This window comes from Streptomyces sp. NPDC004732 (genome assembly GCF_040609235.1).
Lineage (GTDB): Bacteria > Actinomycetota > Actinomycetes > Streptomycetales > Streptomycetaceae > Streptomyces.
On record NZ_JBEXJR010000001.1, the window covers coordinates 445,126 to 464,213 of the forward strand.

Genomic DNA, 19,088 nt, shown 5'->3' on the forward strand with positions numbered 1-19,088 from the left:
GTCCGGTGCCTGTTGTCCGGTGCCTGTTGTCCGGAGCTTGTTGTCCGGTGCTGCGCGTCCGACCCCGGACAACCCCGTACCGGTAGAAGCAGAGGTCATGACCTCCCTGACCACCGCACCCCCTGCGCCCCGGCCCTCGCCGGACCGGCCGCCCCGGAGCCGACTGCGGTTCTGGCGCTCGCCCGTCGGCCAGCCCCGGTGGGCCAGGCCCGCGCTCCTCGGCATCGCCGGTCTCGCCGCCCTGCTCTACACGTGGAACATCACGAGCAGCGGCTTCGCCCCGTACTACTCGGTGGCCGCGCGCAGCATGTCGGTGAGCTGGGAGGCGTTCCTGTTCACCGGCCTCGATCCGTCCGCCACGCTCACCCTGGACAAGATCGGCGGCTTCCTGTGGCCGCAGGCGCTCTCGGCGCGGATCTTCGGCTTCCACGCCTGGGCGCTGACACTGCCGCAGTGCGTCATGGGCGTGATCTCCGTACTGGTGATGTACCGGCTGGTGCGCCGCTGGCAGGGGCCCGCCGCCGGGCTGCTCGCCGCTGGGCTGCTCACGGTGACGCCCGTGGCGGCCTCCATGTTCGGCCGCGCGATGCTCGACGGCTCGGTCACGATGTGCCTCGTGCTCGCCGCCGACCAGTACCAGAAGGCGGTGCGCTCCGCTCGGCTGCGGTCGCTGCTGCTGAGCGCGCTGTGGATCGGGCTCGGCTTCCAGGCGAAGATGATGGAGGCCTGGATCATCGTGCCCGCGCTGTGCGTCGGCTATCTCGTGGCGGCGCCGGTCCGGTTGCGGCGCCGCATCGGCCAACTGGCCGTGGCGGGCGTGGTGATGTTCTCGGTGTCGCTGTCGTGGGTGGCGTTGATGACGTTCACGCCGGAGCGCGACCGCCCATACGTGGACGGCTCGACGGACAACAGCGCGGCCGCGATGGTCTTCGGCTACAACGGCTTCAACCGGCTGCACGCGGGATTGATCGATGGGGCGGCCCCCACCAGCAGCAACGGGCTCTGGGGCAACGGCGGGGCCACCCGCACGCCCCCGGCGACCGGCAACAGCACGGGGCGGGGTGGAACGGGCCCTCACACGGGACCGGACGGGACGGGCAACCGCACGCGACCGGACGGCACGGGCAACCGCACGCGACCGGACGGCAGGGGCAACCGCACAGGGCCAGACGGCACGGGCAACCGCACAGCGCCGGACGGAGCGGGCCGAGACAAGGGCGGCGCGGCACCGAAGCCCTCGGGCGGTCCCTCCGAGAGGCGACCGGCCGCCACCGCCACCCCCACCGGAAACCAGATCAACCCGAAGTCCCCCTCCAGGACGGCCCTGTGGCTCAAGCTCCTGCGCAGCCCCCGCCTGACACCCCAGATCGCCTGGCTGTACCCGCTCGCGCTCATCTCCCTCGCGCTGGGCCTCGCCCGACACCGCAAGGCCTCCCGCACCCACCCGGGCCGGGCCGGTCATCTGATGTGGGGCACCTGGCTCATCACCGCGGCCGCCGTGCTCAGCGCCCTCGGCAACCTTCCCCACACCGCGTACGTGGCCGTCCTCGCGCCCCCGCTCGTCGCGTTGTCCGCCGCCGGGACCGTCACTCTGTGGCGTTCACACCGTGCCGCGGCCCGGGGGACGGCCCGCGCCTGGCTCCTCCCCGCGGTCGTCGTGGTCGAGGCCGCCTGGACGGTCCATCTGGCCCGGGCACACACCGGCTTCGCCCCCTGGCTGGTCCCGCTGGTCGTAGCGGCCGCACTCATCGCCGTCATCGCCCTCGGCCGCTTCCCGAAGACCACGGGCAGGACCACAGGCAAGTCCGCGCACAGGATCGCGCTCGGCGGCCTGCTCGCCGCAGCCGTCGCGATGTTCGCCGCACCGACGACATGGTCGCTGTCCGTACTGAACGAACGGTATGGAGGAAGCGCGGTCGACGCCTACGCCGGGCCGGGCGCCGACACCCGAATCTCGACGGGAACGGGAACCGGCACGGGCACCGTACGCGCGGCCGACGTCAGGGTCCGCACCTCCCTGACGCCCGATCAGCGCAGGATCCTCGAATACATCGAGAACGTCGAGTACGCAGAGAAGCGCGACAGCGCCGCCAAGTACACGCTGTCCACTGAGACTTGGGAGGTCTCGGCCCCGTACATCTACGCCGCGGGCACGCCGGTCCTGCCGCTCACCGGACTGCACGCCCAGCCCGTCACCCTCTCCGAGTACCGGCACCTCGTCGCCACCGGTGACCTCCGCTTCGCCCTGGTCACCGACGAGGGCACGAAGACGTCGAAGATCAGCGCCTGGGTCGCGTCGGCCTGCGCCGAGGTCGAGCCACGCGCGTACGGAGCAACCGGCGGCGGCAACCCGAAGAACTCGCAGACACCGAAAGCACCGAAGACACCAAAAACACCGAAGGCACCCACACAGACCCTGTACCGCTGCGAGCCCTCCGACGCCACAAGCCGCTGACCCCAGCGCCACCGACCGGGGGAGGAGCGGTGGCCGTCCCAGCGACATCCGCTGGCACGGTCACCGCACCCCGCTCCCACCGGGCCCTCGCAGTCACCGCACCCGAAGCTTCCGCAGGCACACCCTTCCGCGCCATTCGAACACTCGGCCGCCCCATCGTTCGTGTGGCCGAATCGTCGTGACGGAGCGGGAAATATCCGCCCCGATCGAGGCGCCCCGCAGGGACGGCAAGGGCTTCCCCGAGGCCGGGTCCGAGGTTGGCAGAAAAGGCCTTGCATCGCCGGACACCCGCCTCCGGTACTGCCCTTTTACCTATCTGCCGTGCACATGCCCAAGGCATGCTGTCCGAAAAGCGAGGAGCCCCCTTGGAGCCCCGGAAGGCTACGGATGCGGGTGTGACAACTGTTGAGTGACGAACCATCAGATGGTCCGCGCTCCCTTTCGGACAGAACCCAGACTTTCGATTTCTCGATTAATGGACGACGCCTACGGTGGTCGCTGTGGGGGCAGGCACTGACCATGCCGGGGAGATGACAGCTGCGCAGAACTCTTCGAGGGGGGAATCCGTGCGGCTTGCGCCGATCGCGCGTCGCCGGGAAAGGAAGTGCCGTCCGGTTTGATCAGCCGGACGGCAAGCCTTTGCGGTGACGCCGAAGAAATGCCTGCCTCGCCCTGTCGGCGCACACCGGAACAACCATGTCGGGTACACGGGGGATTTCCAAGGGGGGGACCCTAGTGACGGAATCTCGCTCGAGTGATCCCGGATCGGAACGGAGTGGCTTACTGTCCGATCAGAGCGCACTCCTGCTGGACGCTTTCGATCCGCAGCAGTTCCGGGAGAACTCGGAAACAGCTCTCGCAAAGCTGGAGAAACACCTGTCGGACATCTCGATCAGAGGCCTCGAGCTGATCGAGCCGGCCAGGCTCTCGCAGGCCGCGAGGGCCCTCATGACGACCGAGCACGACAAGATCGCCGCCTTCGACGAGGAGAGGCTGGCGGGCATCATCGACCTCTACATCCGGACGGGGATCCAGGTCCACTCCCCCGGGTACATGGGGCGGCAGTTCTCCGGAGTCGTACCGCTCGCGGGCGTCATCGACTTCGTCAGCTCCGTGGTCAACCAGCCGTCCTCGTTCTACGAGGCTGGCCAGTTGCCCAACGCCGTGGAGCGGATCATGGCCGACGAGCTGAATCGCTTCATCGGCTGGGACCCGGAGCGCTTCACCATGATCACCACGTCGGGCGGCTCGCTCGCCAACCTGACGGCGTTGCTCGCGGCCAGGAACGAAAAGCTGCCCGGGTACTGGTCACAGGGCGGTTCAGCGGTGCGCGGCCAGCCCCGGCCCGCCATCGCCGTGGGCGCCGACGTGCACTACAGCGTGGCGCGGGCGGCCGGTGTGCTCGGCATCGGCGACGCACAGCTCGTGCGTCTGCCGCTCAACCGGCAGCAGCAGATCTGCCCCGCCGAGGTGCGCGCCACCCTCGAAGCGGCCGAGCGGCAGAACCTCAAGGTGTTCTGCATGGTCGCCTCCGCGGGCAGTACGTCGGTGGGCGCCTTCGACCCGATCGACGAACTCGCCGAGGTGGCCCGGGAGAAGGGCATCTGGCTGCACATCGACGGCGCGCACGGCGCGAGCCTGCTGGTGTCCGACGCGCTCCGCGACAAGCTGCGGGGCATCGAGAAGGCCGATTCCCTGACCTGGGACGCGCACAAGATGATGTTCGTGCCATCGCCCTGCACGATGCTCTTCTACCGGAACAAGGAGACCGCCCTCTCGGCATTCCGGCAGAAGGCCAGCTACGTCTTCGACGAGGAGCAGGACGTCTATACCGCCTTCGACAGCGGCGGAAAGAACTTCGAGTGCACGAAGCGTCCCATGATCATGACGCTGTGGGCACTGTGGGCCATTTACGGACGGGCCCTGTTCGCGGAGAAAATCGAGTATCTCTGCCAGTTGACACAGGAGGCCCACGACGTCGTAAGGGCCGACCCCGACTTCGAGACCCTGCACCGGCCGGAAGCCAACATCCTGTGCTTCCGCTACCACCCGGCCAATCTCGAAGAGAAACTCGGCAGACGGCTCGAGAAGAAGGACGTGCACCATCTGCAGATCGCCATCAGGAACCGGATCAAATTCGAGGGGAACTTCTTCATCTCGAAGGTGAACCTCGACGGGGTGGCGGCGCTGCGCGTGGTCATGATGAACCACCAGATCACCGGCGAGCATTTCAGGATGCTGCTTTCCGAAATCAAAAGGACGGCGCAGGACCTGCTCGACGGAGAAGAGAGTACGGAAAAAGCTTAGAGGGGACGGATGTTGAGTACATCGCACGCTCCACAGGCACCTCATGTTCCACTGCCCGCGCCTGCTCCCGGCGGCGCCCGCGAACTGGCCAACTGGCTCATCCCCGACTGGGAGCTGCAGCCGGAGTCCGTCGAAGCCGTCACCGTGCTCCCCTCGTTCGCGAGCAAGATGCGCGAGTGCGAGCGGGTCTGCCAGACGCTGTACAGCGAGATCCCGCACGAGATCCAGGACGCGGTCGTGCTGCGCCGCCTCCAGCAGATGGTGAACACCGCGCTGCTCAACCCGCTGTGGCGCGAGCGGCTGCGCGGCGCCGGTATCGGACGCGCTCCCGCGACGTACGAGGAGTGGCAGCGCATCCCGCTGTCGGACAAGGACGTCCAGCGCGACTTCTTCATGGACTCGCGGCCGGGCATGGTGGTGCCCCTGACCCGCGGCGAGTTCGAGATCGTCGCGAGCGGCGGCACCAGCGGCGGCAGACCGCTCGAAGTCGTCTACTCCCTGCGGGAGTTGAAGGACACCTATGAGATCGCGGGCCGCTTCATGGGGGCCTACCAACTCGCCCGGCATCTGGCGGGCAGCGACCCCAAGTGGCTCTTCACCACCCTGGCCGACTACCAGATGTGGAGCAGCGGCACCATGGTCGGCGGTGTGCTGCAGCACGTGCCGGGCGTCAATTACGTCGGCGCGGGCCCCGTCACGGCCCCGGTGCTCGAGCACATGTTCTCCTACAAGGGCCCGAAGGCCCTGATGGGGATCTCGGCGGGCATCGCGATCCTCGCCGAGCTCGGTGCGGGCATGCGCCAGGAGTACCGCGACAGCTTCCGCGTCGCCCTGTACGGCAGCGGCGTACTGCCGCAGCGCAAGCGGGTGGAGCTCCAGGCGCTGTACCCGAACCTGTCGATCCTCAGCTACTTCGCCGCCACCCAGGCGGAGACGATCGGCCTGCAGCTCGATGCGGCGTCCCCTTACCTCTCCTCGGTGCCGGGCCTGCACTTCATCGAGATCGTCGACGAGGACGGCCGCCAGGTGCCCGAGGGCGAGGAGGGCGAGCTCGTCGTCACGCGGCTGCACGCGCACGAGACGCCGCTGCTGCGGCTGAAGCTGGGCGACCGGATGATCCACCGGCCGCGCACGGACGGTCCCGGGCTGAAGACCCGGCAGTTCGAGTTCGCGGGCCGCACCGGGGACGTACTGCATCTCAACGACAGCCAGTACTCGGGGGCGCGGGCCTATGCGGCGCTGCGCGAGGAGCTGAAGGCCGCCGAGGTGGTGGACCTGGACGCGGTGGCGCACGACATCCAGTTCGTCAACCACCGCGAGGGCAGGACGATCACCCTGTACGCGGCGGTCGACGACGTGCTGGGCCTCACCTACCGCGCCGACACCGTGCTCGGCCCCTACGGGCTCCAGCAGGTGTTCGTGAACGCGCTGCCGCGCGCCCTCTCGCTGTTCAACCACGGCGAGGCGAACGCCGCGTCGATCGAGAAGACCGGTTACACCCTCCAGCTCAAGTTCGTGCCCAGGCTGTCCGCGGAGATCGAGCGGACCGCCGTCGGAAAGGTCCCGCTGGTCCGGGACCGCGGCTAGGCAGGGAATGGAATGAACAGGAGCGGTATGAAAACGCAGGTGAACATCATCGCCGTCGTGGACGTCATCGGAGCGCTGTCGGTCAAGTCACTGCTCGACGGCAACCTCTGCATGGTGGACGACGGGGCCTTCGACAGCACCCATCAGGGCACGGCGGACCTCGTCACCGTCGTCAAGCCCGGCCAGGTCGTGTCCTGGACCGCGCTCGCCCTGGACCTGCAGACGCCGGTCGAGATCAAGAGCATCTCGTTCGCACCGGCGGGCGGGCACAACGGCGCGGCCGCGTCGGGGCCCGCCATGACCCCGCCCGGGGCCGTGGGCGCCGGGGCCCAGGGCCAGCAGGCTCAGGGCCAGGCGCCTCAAGGGCAGGCAGCACAGGGCCAGTCGGGCCAGTCAGGCCAGTCGGGCTACAGCCAGTCGGCACATGGCAAGGAGGAGGAGGGCGACAAGCTCGACCTCGACGTGTGGACCGGGGTGGTGCCGCACTGGATGACGCCGGGCGTGCCGTACCAGTACCGGCTCGAGCTCCAGATGTACGAGGGCTCCAACAGCGTCATGTCCATCGATTCACCCGCGTTGATGTGTCAGTAGCGGCCGGCACGACGACGGCAAAGCCGGGAACGACGACGAAGGCGGAATCATGCCCCAACAGTTGGCGATCATCGTGCTCGTGGACGTCGGCAACGCGCTGGCGTCCAGCACGCTAGAAGGCAACACCTACCTGTTCGACAACATGAAGCTGCACGGCTCCGACAACCAGGGGACCAGCGAGCTGGTGACCGCGATCAACGGCTCGTACTGGCGGGACGGCTCCCAGGCCAGCGAGCAGGTCCTCAACTGGCTGCCGTACAGCCTGGGTTCCATCCCGCCGACCGTGCCGCGCGGCTACGAGGTCGAGCGGGCCCGGCAGACCGACGAGGAGGCCCTCGCCGAACTGCAGGAGCTGGCGGCCAAGTCGACGGTGCCGAGCGCCGACGCCGCGGCCGAGCTCAACCGCATCCGGCGGAGCGTGGGCACCCGGGTCAAGACGACGCGGCGCACCCGGGGCCGGATGTCCGGACAGAAGATCGTCGACGTCATGGGGCAGGTCGTCACCGACGACGCGACGGCCGCGGCGAGCTACCCGGCGCCGGTGATCACCGACGTCTACGGCGAGGCCGTGGACTCGAAGATCATGTATCCGGCGGAGTACGGCTCGCCGGACATGGTGACCGACGGCTGGTACTGGTCGGCGACGGTCGACACGTCCCGCCCCGGGACGTACTCGTACATGATGCGCATCCAGCTGCACAAGCTGGTGCAGACGAACGGCGAACTCCGGTGGGACCCGGTGAACCTGACGTGCGCGTCGGCCCTGAAGATCACCTCGGAGCCGCGGCGCAACGCCTTCACCAAGGCGGGCATCGGCCCGCTGCCCATCCCCCCTGGCCCGCGCCCCGGCCGCGACGCCTGAGCCACCACCGGAAGAGGAGGACCGCATGACCACCAAACCGAGGCGGGAAGCCGCCGTGAAGCGGCCGATCTCCATCACCGCCGTCGTCGACGCCGTCGGCGCGCTCGCGGCCGGCAACCTCAACGGCCACCTGTACATGTACGACACGAACAAGTCCGGCGGGTCCACGGGGTTCGGCACCGAGGAGCTGCAGACGAAGGCCCGGCGCGGGGACCAGATCCTGTGGAACTGTCTCGCGCTGGAGTGCGAGGCGTTCGTCGCGATCGACGACATCATCATCGACAGCGAGATCTGCGAGCCGGAGCGGAAGGTGTACCCCGGCACCGACGTCGCGTACTGGACCGGGACGGTGAAGAAGGACGCCGGTCCGATCACGTACCAGATCAAGTTCAAGCTCGGCACGAGGGACGAACCGATCACCACCACCCTGTCGTCGTCCCTCGTCGGCTAGGGACCGGGCAGTCATGACGGTGTACGCGAAGGAGGCACGGTGAGCACTACTGCGCGCAGCGGCGTGGAGAAGCAGAACCCCGGTCAGCTGAACTCGGTCCAGCTCAACATCGTGACGCTCATCAACATGGAGCGGGCGACGTCGACGGGTTCGCTGAGCGACTCGATGTACATGATGGACAACAGCATCGGCGGCAAGGGGCAGGGCACGTCGTCCCTGGAGACGGTGTGCAAGCAGGGCCAGGTCATCAACTGGATCGTGCGCCCGATCGACATGGAGAAGCGCCTCGACGGCACCTGGCCGCCCATGCCGAAGATCAACAACGTCGTCTTCCTCGACACCGAGCTGGGTGACGAGGAGGACGTGGCGGAGCGGCGGATCTTCAACGAGCTGAAGATCTACGGGATGCCCGACCGCATGCGGGACAAGTACACCCCCGTCTACTACTACTGGGCGGGCACGGTGATGAGCACCGCCAAGCCCGGTCTGTACCGGTACCGGCTCGTGATGGAGCTGGAGCAGGAGGGCAAGAAGGAGCGGCTGTACCTGAACACGGGCATCCACCCCTCGATCCGGGTGATTCCGGTCTGAACCGGTCCTGACCTGGGCTTTCCGGTAGCGGATGGCGGTATGAATCAGGTGTATACGCCCTGTGTATAGTGGGCGCATGCCCCCCATGAACACGCCATCTTTCTCCAAGACGACGTCCTCGGCCAAGAGGTTCCGTCGCACCGCCCCCGTCCTCGCGGCGGGGGCGGCTCTCGCCCTCGCGCTGACCGGGTGCACCAAGCTCGACACCACCTCGCCGAGCACCGTGCGCAAGGACGGCGCGGCGGCGAAGGCCGCGGACCAGGGGAAGTTCGGCACCGTCGACTGCCGCAAGGCCAAGTGCGTGGCGCTGACCTTCGACGCGGGCCCCAGCGAGAACACGCCCAGGCTGCTGAAGATCCTCAAGGAGAAGCAGGTCCACGCCACCTTCTTCACGCTCGGCAAGAACCACATAGAGAAGTACCCCGAGCTCGTGAAGCAGATGGACGCCGAGGGGCACGAGGTCGCCAGCCACACCTGGTCGCACAAGATCCTCACGAAGATCGACGCGAAGGAGGCGCGCAGCGAGCTGGAGCGCCCCAACGACGCGATAGAGAAGCTCATAGGCAAGAAGCCGACGCTGATGCGCCCGCCGCAGGGCCGCACCAACGACGACATCAACAAGCTCTCCAAGGAGCTCGGCCTCTCGGAGATCCTGTGGTCCGTCACCGCGAAGGACTACACGACCAATGACTCCAAGCTGATAACGAAGCGGGTCCTCGACCAGACCGAGCGGGACGGCATCATCCTGCTGCACGACATCTACAAGGGCACCGTCCCCGCGGTCCCCGGCGTCATAGACGGCCTGAAGAAGCGCGGCTACGTGTTCGTGACGGTTCCCCAGCTCCTCGCGCCGGGCAAGGCCGAGCCGGGCAAGGTCTACCGCTAGGACCTCTCGGGGAATCTGCGCGGGAGAAGGAACGGCGTCTGGCACGCTCAGAGGCGTGGCCATCTTCCAGATCACCCGAGACACCCCCCTGCCCGCCGACGAGGCGTGGCGCCGGCTGACCACCTGGGAGCGGCACGGCGACGTCGCCCCGCTCACCCGCATCACCGTCCGCACTCCCCCGCCCACCCACGTGGGCACGGTCTTCGTCGCGCGCAGCGCGCTGGGGCCCGTCGGCTTCGACGACGTGATGGAGGTCGTCGAGTGGTCTCCGCCGGACGGCACCGCGCCGGGGCGGCTCCGTCTTGAGAAGCGCGGGACGTTCGTGACGGGCTGGGCGGAGATCGAGGTGTATCCCACCGCGGGCCGGGGCTCCGCGGTGGTGTGGCGTGAGGACCTCCGCGTGCGGTGGCTGCCCGCGGTGTGCGACGGGGTGCTGTCGTCCGTGGCCCGGCGGATGTTCGGCCGGGCCGCGGACCGGCTCATCGCGGCAGGACCGGCACCGCGCTGAAGCCGTCGGGGAGCTCTCGGGCGGCCGTGCTCTCAGGCGACCGAACCGATCCGCCCGGAGAGCTCGCGCGATCCGTCGTGGTGGATGGGGGTGTGCGCGCCGGTGAGGGAGATCCCGGTGCCGCCGCGGCGGTTGGCGACGATCTCCGCGGCGATCGACAGGGCGGTCTCCTCGGGCGTACGGGCCCCGAGGTCGAGGCCGATGGGTGAGCGCAGGCGCGCCAGCTCGATCTCGGTGACGCCGACGTCGCGCAGGCGTACGTTGCGGTCCTCGTGGGTGCGGCGCGATCCCATCGCTCCGACGTAGGCGACGGGCAGCCGCAGTGCCAGCTGCAGCAGCGGCACGTCGAACTTGGCGTCGTGGGTGAGGACGCAGAGCACGGTGCGGCCGTCGACCTCCGTGCGCTCCAGGTAGCGGTGCGGCCAGTCGACGACGATCTCGTCGGCGTCGGGGAAGCGGGTGGGCGTCGCGAAGACGGGCCGGGCGTCGCACACGGTCACGTGGTAGCCGAGGAACTTGCCCATGCGGACCAGCGCCGAAGCGAAGTCGATCGCGCCGAACACGATCATGCGGGGCGGCGGGACGCTGGACTCGACGAGGACCACGAGCGGCTGACCGCACCGCGAGCCGTCCGCGCCGATCTCCACCGTCGCGGTGCGCCCCGCGTCGAGCAGGGCGCGGGCCTCCCCCGCCACCGTGCGGTCCAGCTCGGGGTGTCCGCCGAGGCCGCCCTCGTACGCGCCTGCCGCGTCTGTCGTGTCTGTCGTGTCTGTCGTGTCTGTCGTACGGACGAGGAGGGCACGGCCGAGGAGTTCGGCGGGCCCGGACGTGACCCGGGCGACGGCTGCCGCGTCCCCCGCGGATGCGGCGGCCAGGGCGGCGGCGAGCACCGGCCTGGCCGCGGAGTCCGCGCGGACCGGGGTCACGAGGATGTCGATGATGCCGCCGCAGGTCAGGCCCACGGCGAAGGCGTCGTCGTCGCTGTATCCGAAGCGTTCGAGGACGGTCTCGCCGTCCTCCAGGGACTGCAGGCACAGTTCGTAGACAGCGCCCTCCACACATCCGCCGGAGACCGAGCCGATCGCCGTGCCCTCGCTGTCGACGGCGAGCGCGGCGCCGGGTTGCCGGGGCGCGCTCCCGCCGACCGCCACCACGGTGGCGACGGCGAAGTCACGTCCCTGCTCGACCCACCGGTTCAGCTCGTCGGCGATGTCCAGCATCTCGGCCTCCTCAGGCTCTACGGGTGTGCGGAGGGCTCAGCGCCTCAGTGGACGCCCAGCCATCCTTCGATGGGGTTGAGGGCGAAGTAGACGATGAAGATCACCGTCAGGCCCCACATGAAGGCGCCGATCTCGCGCGCCTTGCCCTGGGCGATCTTGATGGCGACCCAGGAGATGACGCCCGCCGCGACACCGGTGGTGATGGTGTACGTGAAGGGCATGAGCACCACGGTCAGGAAGACCGGGATGGCGGTGGCGCGGTCGGCCCAGTCGACGTGCCGGGCGTTCATCATCATCATCGCTCCGATGACGACGAGCGCGGCCGATGCGACCTCCTGCGGCACGATCGCGGTGAGCGGCGTGAAGAAGAGGCAGCCCGCGAAGAACAGGCCGGTGACGACGGAGGCGAGACCCGTGCGGGCACCCTCGCCGACTCCGGTGGCGGACTCGACGAAGACGGTCTGGCCGGAGCCGCCCGCCACGCCGCCGATGGCGCCGCCCGCGCCGTCGATGAACAGCGCCTTGGACAGGCCCGGCATGCGGCCCTTCTCGTCGGCGAGGTTGGCCTCGGTGCCGACGCCGATGATGGTGGCCATCGCGTCGAAGAACCCGGCGAGCACCAGCGTGAAGACGATCATGCCGACCGTCATCGCGCCGACCTCGCCCCAGCCGCCGAACTCGACGTCGCCGATGAGCGAGAAGTCGGGTGACGAGACCGCGCTGCCGTGCAGTTCGGGGGCGCCGTTCGCCCACTGCTTGGGGTCGATCACGTCGAGGGCGTTGAGGACAACGGCCACGACGGTGCCCGTGATGATGCCGATCAGGATCGCGCCGGGGGTGTTGCGCGCCTGCAGCATGAAGATCAGGAGCAGGGTGCAGGCGAAGATCAGGACGGGCCAGCCCTGGAGTTCGCCGGTGGGGCCGAGACTGAGCACGGTGGCCTTGCCGGGGTGCACGAAGCCGCCCTTGACCAGGCCGATGATCGCGATGAAGAGACCGATGCCCATGGTGATGCCGTGCTTGAGGGCGAGCGGGATCGCATTCATGATCATCTCACGCAGCCCGGTGACCACCAGGAGCATGATCACCACGCCGTACATCACGCACATGCCCATGGCCTGCGGCCAGGTCATCTCGGGCGCGACCTGCGAGGAGATCACACCGGACACGGAGAGTCCGGCGGCCAGGGCTAGCGGCACCTTGCCGACGAAGCCCATCAGGAGCGTGGTGACCGCCGCGGCGAGTGCCGTCGCGGTGATCAGGGCCTTCTGGCCCATGGTGTCCCCCGCCGCGTCCTTGCCGGACAGGATCAGGGGGTTGAGCAGGACGATGTACGCCATCGCCATGAAGGTGGTGATGCCGCCGCGCACCTCACGCGCGACCGTCGATCCCCGCCGGGATATGTGGAAGTACCGATCGAGCCAAGACCTGCCGGCCGGGACGCGCGAGCCGGGGCCCGCGTCCTCCGCGGTGGTCTTGGGCTCCACTGATGACTGGGTCATGGTGCCTACTCCCAAGGTTCACAGGGGCACCCGCGGAGTCGCGGGATTTGGGATGGTGCATTGGCTGCACGACCCGGGGGACGGCCCGAGACGAACGACATCTCCCTCGAAGGAGACGGGAGTTGAGCTCCGAGCGGTGTGGTCGGCGGAAGTGTGACGTTCCTGGCAGGCACACACCGCTCGGAGAACCTTGCGGATCCCCGAGCGGGGGGATCGGTCCCTCAGTGAGGGATCACGTACCGGTGAGGTGTTCGGGACGCACCGGCGTCTTGTTGAGCTCGAGGCCCGTCGCGTTCCTGATCGCCGCGAGGACGGCAGGGGTGGACGACAGGGTCGGAGCCTCGCCCATGCCGCGAAGGCCGTAGGGCGCGTTGGGGTCGGCCAGTTCGAGCACGTCGACCGGGATGGTCGGCGTGTCGAGGATGGTCGGGATGAGGTAGTCCGTGAAGGAGGGGTTGCGCACCTTCGCGGTCTTCGGGTCGACGATGATCTCCTCCATCACCGCGACGCCCAGGCCCTGGGTGGTACCACCCTGGATCTGGCCGACCACGGAGAGCGGGTTGAGCGCCTTGCCGACGTCCTGGGCGGTGGCCAGCTCGATGACCTTGACCAGGCCGAGCTCGGTGTCCACCTCGACGACCGCGCGGTGCGCGGCGAACGAGTACTGGACGTGGCCGTTGCCCTGACCGGTCTTCTTGTCGAAGGCCACGGTCGGGCGGTGGCGCCACTCGGCCTCGATCTCGACGGTCTCGCCCTCGAGCAGCTCGGCCAGGTCCGCGAGGGCCTCGCCACCGTCGGTGACGACCTTGCCGCCCTCCAGGAGGAGTTCGGCGGTGGCCCACGCGGGGTGGTACGAGCCGAACTTGCGGCGGCCGATCTCCAGGACCTTCTCGCGGACGAGCTCGCAGGAGTTCTTGACCGCGCCACCGGTGACGTACGTCTGACGGGACGCGGACGTCGAACCGGCGCTGCCCACCTGGGTGTCGGCGGGGTGGATGGTGACCTGCTGGACGCCGAGCTCGGTGCGGGCGATCTGCGCGTGGACGGTGATGCCGCCCTGGCCGACCTCCGCCATCGCGGTGTGCACGGTCGCGACCGGCTCGCCGTTGATGACCTCCATGCGCACCTTGGCGGTGGAGTAGTCGTCGAAGCCCTCGGAGAAGCCGACGTTCTTGATGCCGACCGCGTAGCCGACGCCGCGGACGACGCCTTCGCCGTGCGTGGTGTTGGAGAGTCCGCCGGGCAGGGCGCGGACGTCCGCGCCCTCGCTGGACTCCCACTGGCGCTCGGGCGGCAGCGGGCGGGCCTTGACGCGGCGCAGGATCTCGGCGACCGGGGCGGGCGAGTCGACCGGCTGCCCGGTCGGCAGGAGCGTGCCCTGCGACATGGCGTTGAGCTGGCGGAACTCGACCCGGTCCATGCCCACCTTGTCGGCGAGCTTGTCCATCTGGGCCTCGTAGGCGAAGCAGGCCTGGACGGCGCCGAAGCCGCGCATCGCGCCGCACGGGGGGTTGTTCGAGTAGAGGGCGATCGCCTCGATGTCGACGTCCTCGATCACATACGGACCGACCGAGAGGGACGAGGCGTTGCCCACGACCGCCGGGGAGGCCGACGCGTAGGCGCCACCGTCCAGGACGATCTTGCACTTCATGTGCGTGAGCTTGCCGTCCTTGGTGGCGCCGTGCTCGTAGTAGAGCTTCGCCGGGTGGCGGTGCACATGGCCGAAGAAGGACTCGAAGCGGTTGTAGACGATCTTGACCGGCTTGCCGGTGCGCAGCGCGAGGAGGCAGGCGTGGATCTGCATCGAGATGTCTTCGCGGCCGCCGAACGCGCCGCCGACGCCGGAGAGCGTCATGCGCACCTTGTCCTCGGGCAGGCCGAGGACCGGGGCGATCTGTTCGAGGTCCGAGTGCAGCCACTGGGTGGCGACGTACAGGTCGACGCCGCCGTCCTCCGCCGGTACGGCGAGGCCGGACTCGGGGCCGAGGAAGGCCTGGTCCTGCATGCCGAAGGTGTACTCGCCCTTGACGATGAAGTCGGCCTTCTTGGCGGCCTCTTCGGCGTTGCCCCGGATGATCGGCTGATTGTGCACGATGTTCGGGTGCGGGACGTGCTCGATGTACTCGTCGGTGCGGCCCTCGTGCACGAGGACGGCGTCGGGAGCGGTCGCCGATGCCTCGTCGGTGATGACGGGCAGTTCCTTGTACTCGACCACGATCTTCGCGGCGGCACGGCGGGCGGTCTCCGGGTGGTCGGCGGCCACGAGGGCGACCGGCTCACCGTGGTGGCGGACCTTGCCGTGGGCCAGGACCGGGGTGTCCTGGATCTCCAGGCCGTAGTTCTTCATCCCGGCCGGCAGGTCGTCGTACGTCAGGACGGCGTAGACGCCGGGCGTCTTCAGGGCCTCGACGGTGTCGATCGACACGATCTCGGCGTGCGCCACGGTGCTGCGGAGCGTCTGGCCCCAGAGCATGTCCTCGTGCCACATGTCCGAGGAGTAGGCGAACTCGCCGGTGACCTTGAGGGTGCCGTCCGGGCGGAGCGTGGACTCGCCGATGCCGCCCTTGTTGTGCTTCTGGGTGACGTCGGTGGGCGCGCCCGTGGTGGTCTTGGTTCCAGCCATGATCAGACCGTCTCTTCCTGACGGGCGGCCGCCAGGCGTACCGCGTCGAGGATCTTCTCGTAACCCGTGCAGCGGCAGAGGTTGCCGGAGAGCGCCTCGCGGATGTCGGCGTCCGACGGGGACGCGTTGCGCTCCAGGAGCTCGTCGGCCGCGACGAGCAGACCCGGGGTGCAGAAGCCGCACTGGACGGCACCGGCGTCGATGAACGCCTGCTGGATCGAGGAGAGTTCGCCGCCCTCGCCGGTCTGGCTGTCCGTCCCCTTCGCCTGCCACTGGCGGGCTTCCTGGAGGGTGGTGCCGCCGCAGACGGAGCCGCAGGCGCCGCCCGGGTGGGCCTCGTCGCGGTGCTTGGCGTAGTCCGCCAGGCCCTCGACGGTGACGACCTCCCGGTCCTGGACCTGACCGGCGGCGACCAGACACGAACACACCGGTACGCCGTCGAGCCGGACGGTGCAGGAACCGCACTCGCCCTGCTCACAGGCGTTCTTGGAACCGGGAAGCCCCATGCGCTCACGCAGGACGTAGAGGAGGGACTCGCCCTCCCAGACGTCGTCCGCTTCCTGCTGACGGCCGTTGACCGTGAAGTTCACGCGCATTATGCGACTCCCTCAGTGCTGCGGCCCTCGCCGCGGTACGACTCCCAGGTCCAGCCGAGCGTGCGGCGGGCCATGATGCCGACGGCGTGGCGGCGGTAGTTCGCCGTGCCGCGTACGTCGTCGATCGGGTTGGCCGCTCCGGAGGCGAGCTCCGCGAACTGCTTGGCGATCGAGGGGGTGATGATCTTCCTGCTGTCCCAGAAGCCGCCCTCTTCGAGCGCCGCGTTCAGGAACTCCTCGGCCGCCTTCGCCCGAATGGGGGTGGGCGCCGCGGATCCGATGCCGGTCCGCACGGTCCGGGTCTCGGGGTGCAGCGCGATGCCGAAGGCGCACACGGCGATGACCATCGCGTTGCGGGTGCCGACCTTCGAGTACTGCTGCGGTCCGTCCGCCTTCTTGATGTGGACGGACTTGATCAGCTCGTCCGCGGCGAGGGCGTTGCGCTTCACGCCGGTGTAGAACTCGTCGATCGGGATCAGGCGCGAGCCCCGCACGGACTCCACCTCGACCTCGCAGTCGGCGGCGAGCAGCGCCGGGTGGGCGTCGCCCGCCGGAGATGCCGTGCCCAGATTGCCGCCGACGCCGCCGCGGTTGCGGATCTGCGGGGAGGCGACCGTGTGCGAGGCGAGCGCCAGACCGGGCAGCTCCGTGCGGAGCTCCTCCATGATCTTGGTGTACGGGACGGAGGCACCGAGCCGGACGGTCTCCTCGCCCACCTCCCACTCGCTCAGCTCACTGATGCGGTTGAGGTCAAGCAGGTACTCGGGACGACGGTGGTCGAAGTTGATCTCGACCATCACGTCGGTGCCACCCGCAATCGGCACAGCCGTGGGGTGCTCGGCCTTGGCGGCGAGCGCCTCCTCCCAGCTGGCGGGGCGAAGGAAGTCCATGAGGCTCTCTTCTTCGTATCGAGGGTCGTTCGCTTCGAGGGACGGGAGCATTCCGTTCCGGCCACTCGGGCCGTTGGTCCCTCGACTGCTCGTTCATGTGCTGTTAACGCGGAGTGGGCCAAGTACACCGCTCGCTCGTCCGATGGGGTCAGTCACCGAAACCATGAAGGAGTTGGCTGGCCAAGGCGCGCGTCTTGTAGATTCGTATGAAGAACGGGCCCCAGTAACCTCGCGGGTTCCCCCCGGAAACCCCGAACCCACGGCGGCACAGGGCCCCGGCGCTACAGAGCGCACATGTTTGTACACACCATTCGAGACAGATCGGCGGCGACGACACCATGCGGCTGCGCGCACTCCTGGAAACCGACGCGCTGGGCCTGCGGCTGCTCGGCGGCGAGGACGAGCTGGACCGCACCGTGCGCGGTGTGATGACCACGGACCTGCGGGACCCCAGCAGGTACCTGGCGGGCGGCGAGCTGGTCCTCACCGGCCTCGCCTGGCGCCGCGACGCCTCGGACACGGAGCCCTTCGTGCGGATCCTCGCGAGCGCGGGCGTCGCCGCCCTGGCCGCGGGCGAGGCCGAGCTGGGCGCCATTCCCGACGACATCGTGGCTGCCTGCGCCCGGCACCGCCTGCCGCTCTTCGCGGTCAACGAGTCCGTGGCCTTCGCGACGATCACCGAGCACGTCGTGCGCCAGGTGTCCGGCGAGCGCGCCGGGGACCTGGCGGCCGTCGTCGACCGGCACCGCCGCCTGATGACCTCGGGCCCCGCGGGCGGCGGCCCCGACGTCGTCCTCGACCTGCTCGGCACCGACCTGGACCTGCGGGCCTGGGTGCTCTCGCCCGCGGGGCGCGTGATCGCCGGGTCGAGCGCGGCCGGCATCGCCCTGCCCGCGCCGCTGTGCGCGCGGCTCGCCGGGGAGCATCTGGCGGCCGTCAGGACGGGGCGGCGCGGCCCGCACCGGGTGACGGTGGACTCGGTCACGTACTCGCTGTTCCCCATTCGGACCAGTGGGCGGGGAGCGGCCGGCGCCTCGCGCGACGTGCGCGAGTCGGTGCTCTCCGACTGGGTGCTCGCGGTGGAGGCCGACGCGGGCGACTGGCCCGAGGAGCGGCTCGACCTGCTCCAGGGCGTCACCCAGCTGATCGCGGTGGAGCGCGACCGGCGCGACGCGGCCCGCACGGTGCGCCGCAGGCTGGCCCAGGAGGTCCTCGAACTGGTCCAGACGGGCGCGGCCCCCGCGGAGATCGCGGCCAGGCTGCGCGTCGCCGCCCCGGTGCTGCTGCCCGGCCTCGGCACGGCTCCGCACTGGCAGGTCGTGGTGGCCCGCGTGGAGTGGGAGGGCGGGGAGATCGACGGCGGTCCCGTCGCCCAGTCGCTCCTGGAGGAGATCCTCGTCGACCCGACGGCGTCGGGCCCCGAGCCGTCCGACCGGATCGCGGTCGCACACACCGGCGACGAGGCGATCGCCCTGGTGCCGCTGCCCGCGGTCCCCGGCGAGCACGAGGGTCCCGAGACGGGCCTGCTCGCGGACTCGCTCCTCGCGTCCGTCCGCGACCCGCTGGCGGCGGGCCTGGACGGCGACGGCCGCCTCACGCTGGGCGTCAGCGCGTCCGTGCACTCGGCGGAGGGGCTGCGCGGCGCCCTGGAGGAGGCACGGCACGCCCGCCGGGTCGCCGCGGCGCGCCCCGGCCGGGTCTGCGCGGCCGGGCACCAGGAGCTGGCCTCGCACGTCCTGCTGCTGCCCTTCGTGCCGGACGATGTGCGCCGGGCGTTCACGGCGCGGCTCCTGGACCCGCTGCGCGAGTACGACCAGCGCCACCGCGCGGAGCTCATCACGACCCTGGAGGCGTTCCTCGACTGCGACGGCTCGTGGACGCGCTGTGCGGCGCGGCTGCACCTCCACGTCAACACGCTGCGCTACCGGGTGGGCCGTATCGAGCAGTTGACGGGTCGTGATCTCTCGCGCCTCGAGGACAAGCTCGATTTCTTCCTCGCGCTGCGCATGAGCTGAGGTC

The 19,088-nt window shown here is 69.4% G+C and carries 15 protein-coding genes; 10 read left to right on the top strand and 5 right to left on the bottom strand.

Annotation, left to right across the window (positions count from 1 at the left end; genetic code table 11):
- The first annotated feature begins 97 nt into the window (after positions 1 to 97).
- From ABZV77_RS01855 to ABZV77_RS01895, 9 genes are all read left to right on the top strand, one after another.
- Positions 98 to 2,455 carry a glycosyltransferase family 39 protein gene (locus tag ABZV77_RS01855; RefSeq protein WP_356249210.1) on the top strand — a complete coding sequence of 786 codons (2,358 nt, stop codon included), beginning with the start codon at positions 98 to 100 and terminating at the stop codon, positions 2,453 to 2,455.
- A 948-nt stretch (positions 2,456 to 3,403) separates the two neighbouring features.
- The gene (locus tag ABZV77_RS01860; RefSeq protein ID WP_356249212.1) at positions 3,404 to 4,762 is read left to right on the top strand and encodes an aminotransferase class V-fold PLP-dependent enzyme; all 1,359 of its coding nucleotides are present in this window, start codon (positions 3,404 to 3,406) and stop codon (positions 4,760 to 4,762) included.
- 12 nt (positions 4,763 to 4,774) lie between these two features.
- Entirely contained in the window at positions 4,775 to 6,349 is a 1,575-nt protein-coding gene (locus tag ABZV77_RS01865) for a hypothetical protein (RefSeq protein WP_356249214.1), read from the top strand.
- 27 nt (positions 6,350 to 6,376) lie between these two features.
- Positions 6,377 to 6,940 carry a hypothetical protein gene (locus ABZV77_RS01870; RefSeq protein WP_356249218.1) on the top strand — a complete coding sequence of 188 codons (564 nt, stop codon included), beginning with the start codon at positions 6,377 to 6,379 and terminating at the stop codon, positions 6,938 to 6,940.
- Between the two features lie 49 nt (positions 6,941 to 6,989).
- On the top strand, positions 6,990 to 7,802 hold the full coding sequence (locus ABZV77_RS01875; RefSeq protein ID WP_356249220.1) for a hypothetical protein: 813 nt from the start codon (positions 6,990 to 6,992) through the stop codon (positions 7,800 to 7,802).
- A 25-nt stretch (positions 7,803 to 7,827) separates the two neighbouring features.
- Positions 7,828 to 8,253 carry a hypothetical protein gene (locus ABZV77_RS01880; protein WP_356249222.1) on the top strand — a complete coding sequence of 142 codons (426 nt, stop codon included), beginning with the start codon at positions 7,828 to 7,830 and terminating at the stop codon, positions 8,251 to 8,253.
- Positions 8,254 to 8,292: 39 nt separating this feature from the next.
- On the top strand, positions 8,293 to 8,844 hold the full coding sequence (locus ABZV77_RS01885) for a hypothetical protein (RefSeq protein WP_356249224.1): 552 nt from the start codon (positions 8,293 to 8,295) through the stop codon (positions 8,842 to 8,844).
- Positions 8,845 to 8,920: 76 nt separating this feature from the next.
- Positions 8,921 to 9,730: a polysaccharide deacetylase family protein gene (locus ABZV77_RS01890; RefSeq protein WP_356249226.1), complete on the top strand. Its 810-nt coding sequence runs from the start codon at positions 8,921 to 8,923 to the stop codon at positions 9,728 to 9,730.
- 55 nt (positions 9,731 to 9,785) lie between these two features.
- Entirely contained in the window at positions 9,786 to 10,238 is a 453-nt protein-coding gene (locus tag ABZV77_RS01895) for an SRPBCC family protein (protein WP_356249228.1), read from the top strand.
- 32 nt (positions 10,239 to 10,270) lie between these two features.
- Here the strand turns inward: ABZV77_RS01895 and ABZV77_RS01900 are convergent, their stop codons facing one another.
- The 5 genes from ABZV77_RS01900 to ABZV77_RS01920 form a co-directional block, all read right to left on the bottom strand.
- Positions 10,271 to 11,458, bottom strand: a complete 1,188-nt coding sequence (locus tag ABZV77_RS01900) for an XdhC/CoxI family protein (RefSeq protein ID WP_356249229.1) — start codon at positions 11,456 to 11,458, stop codon at positions 10,271 to 10,273.
- Between the two features lie 44 nt (positions 11,459 to 11,502).
- Entirely contained in the window at positions 11,503 to 12,960 is a 1,458-nt protein-coding gene (locus ABZV77_RS01905) for an NCS2 family permease (protein ID WP_356249231.1), read from the bottom strand.
- A 232-nt stretch (positions 12,961 to 13,192) separates the two neighbouring features.
- Complete coding sequence (pucD, locus tag ABZV77_RS01910) at positions 13,193 to 15,583, bottom strand: xanthine dehydrogenase subunit D (protein WP_356249233.1); 2,391 nt, start codon at positions 15,581 to 15,583, stop codon at positions 13,193 to 13,195.
- A 2-nt stretch (positions 15,584 to 15,585) separates the two neighbouring features.
- On the bottom strand, positions 15,586 to 16,179 hold the full coding sequence (locus ABZV77_RS01915; RefSeq protein WP_356249235.1) for a (2Fe-2S)-binding protein: 594 nt from the start codon (positions 16,177 to 16,179) through the stop codon (positions 15,586 to 15,588).
- Positions 16,179 to 17,069 (bottom strand): FAD binding domain-containing protein, encoded by an 891-nt coding sequence (locus ABZV77_RS01920; RefSeq protein ID WP_356249237.1) that lies wholly within the window; start codon positions 17,067 to 17,069, stop codon positions 16,179 to 16,181. The genes ABZV77_RS01915 and ABZV77_RS01920 overlap by 1 nt, the downstream gene beginning before the upstream one ends.
- A 338-nt stretch (positions 17,070 to 17,407) precedes the next feature.
- On the opposite strand from ABZV77_RS01920, the gene ABZV77_RS01925 reads away from it, so the two are divergent.
- The gene (locus tag ABZV77_RS01925; protein ID WP_356249239.1) at positions 17,408 to 19,084 is read left to right on the top strand and encodes a PucR family transcriptional regulator ligand-binding domain-containing protein; all 1,677 of its coding nucleotides are present in this window, start codon (positions 17,408 to 17,410) and stop codon (positions 19,082 to 19,084) included.
- Positions 19,085 to 19,088: the final 4 nt, after the last annotated feature.

What these genes read in the sequence shown, in the direction of transcription:
- ABZV77_RS01900 (WP_356249229.1), bottom strand. Translation starts at nt 11,458, where the DNA reads ATGCTGGACATCGCCGACGAGCTGAACCGGTGGGTCGAGCAGGGACGT.
- ABZV77_RS01855 (WP_356249210.1), top strand. Translation starts at nt 98, where the DNA reads ATGACCTCCCTGACCACCGCACCCCCTGCGCCCCGGCCCTCGCCGGAC.
- pucD (WP_356249233.1), bottom strand. Translation starts at nt 15,583, where the DNA reads ATGGCTGGAACCAAGACCACCACGGGCGCGCCCACCGACGTCACCCAG.
- ABZV77_RS01870 (WP_356249218.1), top strand. Translation starts at nt 6,377, where the DNA reads ATGAAAACGCAGGTGAACATCATCGCCGTCGTGGACGTCATCGGAGCG.
- ABZV77_RS01920 (WP_356249237.1), bottom strand. Translation starts at nt 17,069, where the DNA reads ATGGACTTCCTTCGCCCCGCCAGCTGGGAGGAGGCGCTCGCCGCCAAG.
- ABZV77_RS01875 (WP_356249220.1), top strand. Translation starts at nt 6,990, where the DNA reads ATGCCCCAACAGTTGGCGATCATCGTGCTCGTGGACGTCGGCAACGCG.
- ABZV77_RS01860 (WP_356249212.1), top strand. Translation starts at nt 3,404, where the DNA reads ATGACGACCGAGCACGACAAGATCGCCGCCTTCGACGAGGAGAGGCTG.
- ABZV77_RS01925 (WP_356249239.1), top strand. Translation starts at nt 17,408, where the DNA reads ATGCGGCTGCGCGCACTCCTGGAAACCGACGCGCTGGGCCTGCGGCTG.
- ABZV77_RS01880 (WP_356249222.1), top strand. Translation starts at nt 7,828, where the DNA reads ATGACCACCAAACCGAGGCGGGAAGCCGCCGTGAAGCGGCCGATCTCC.
- ABZV77_RS01890 (WP_356249226.1), top strand. Translation starts at nt 8,921, where the DNA reads ATGCCCCCCATGAACACGCCATCTTTCTCCAAGACGACGTCCTCGGCC.
- ABZV77_RS01915 (WP_356249235.1), bottom strand. Translation starts at nt 16,179, where the DNA reads ATGCGCGTGAACTTCACGGTCAACGGCCGTCAGCAGGAAGCGGACGAC.
- ABZV77_RS01905 (WP_356249231.1), bottom strand. Translation starts at nt 12,960, where the DNA reads ATGACCCAGTCATCAGTGGAGCCCAAGACCACCGCGGAGGACGCGGGC.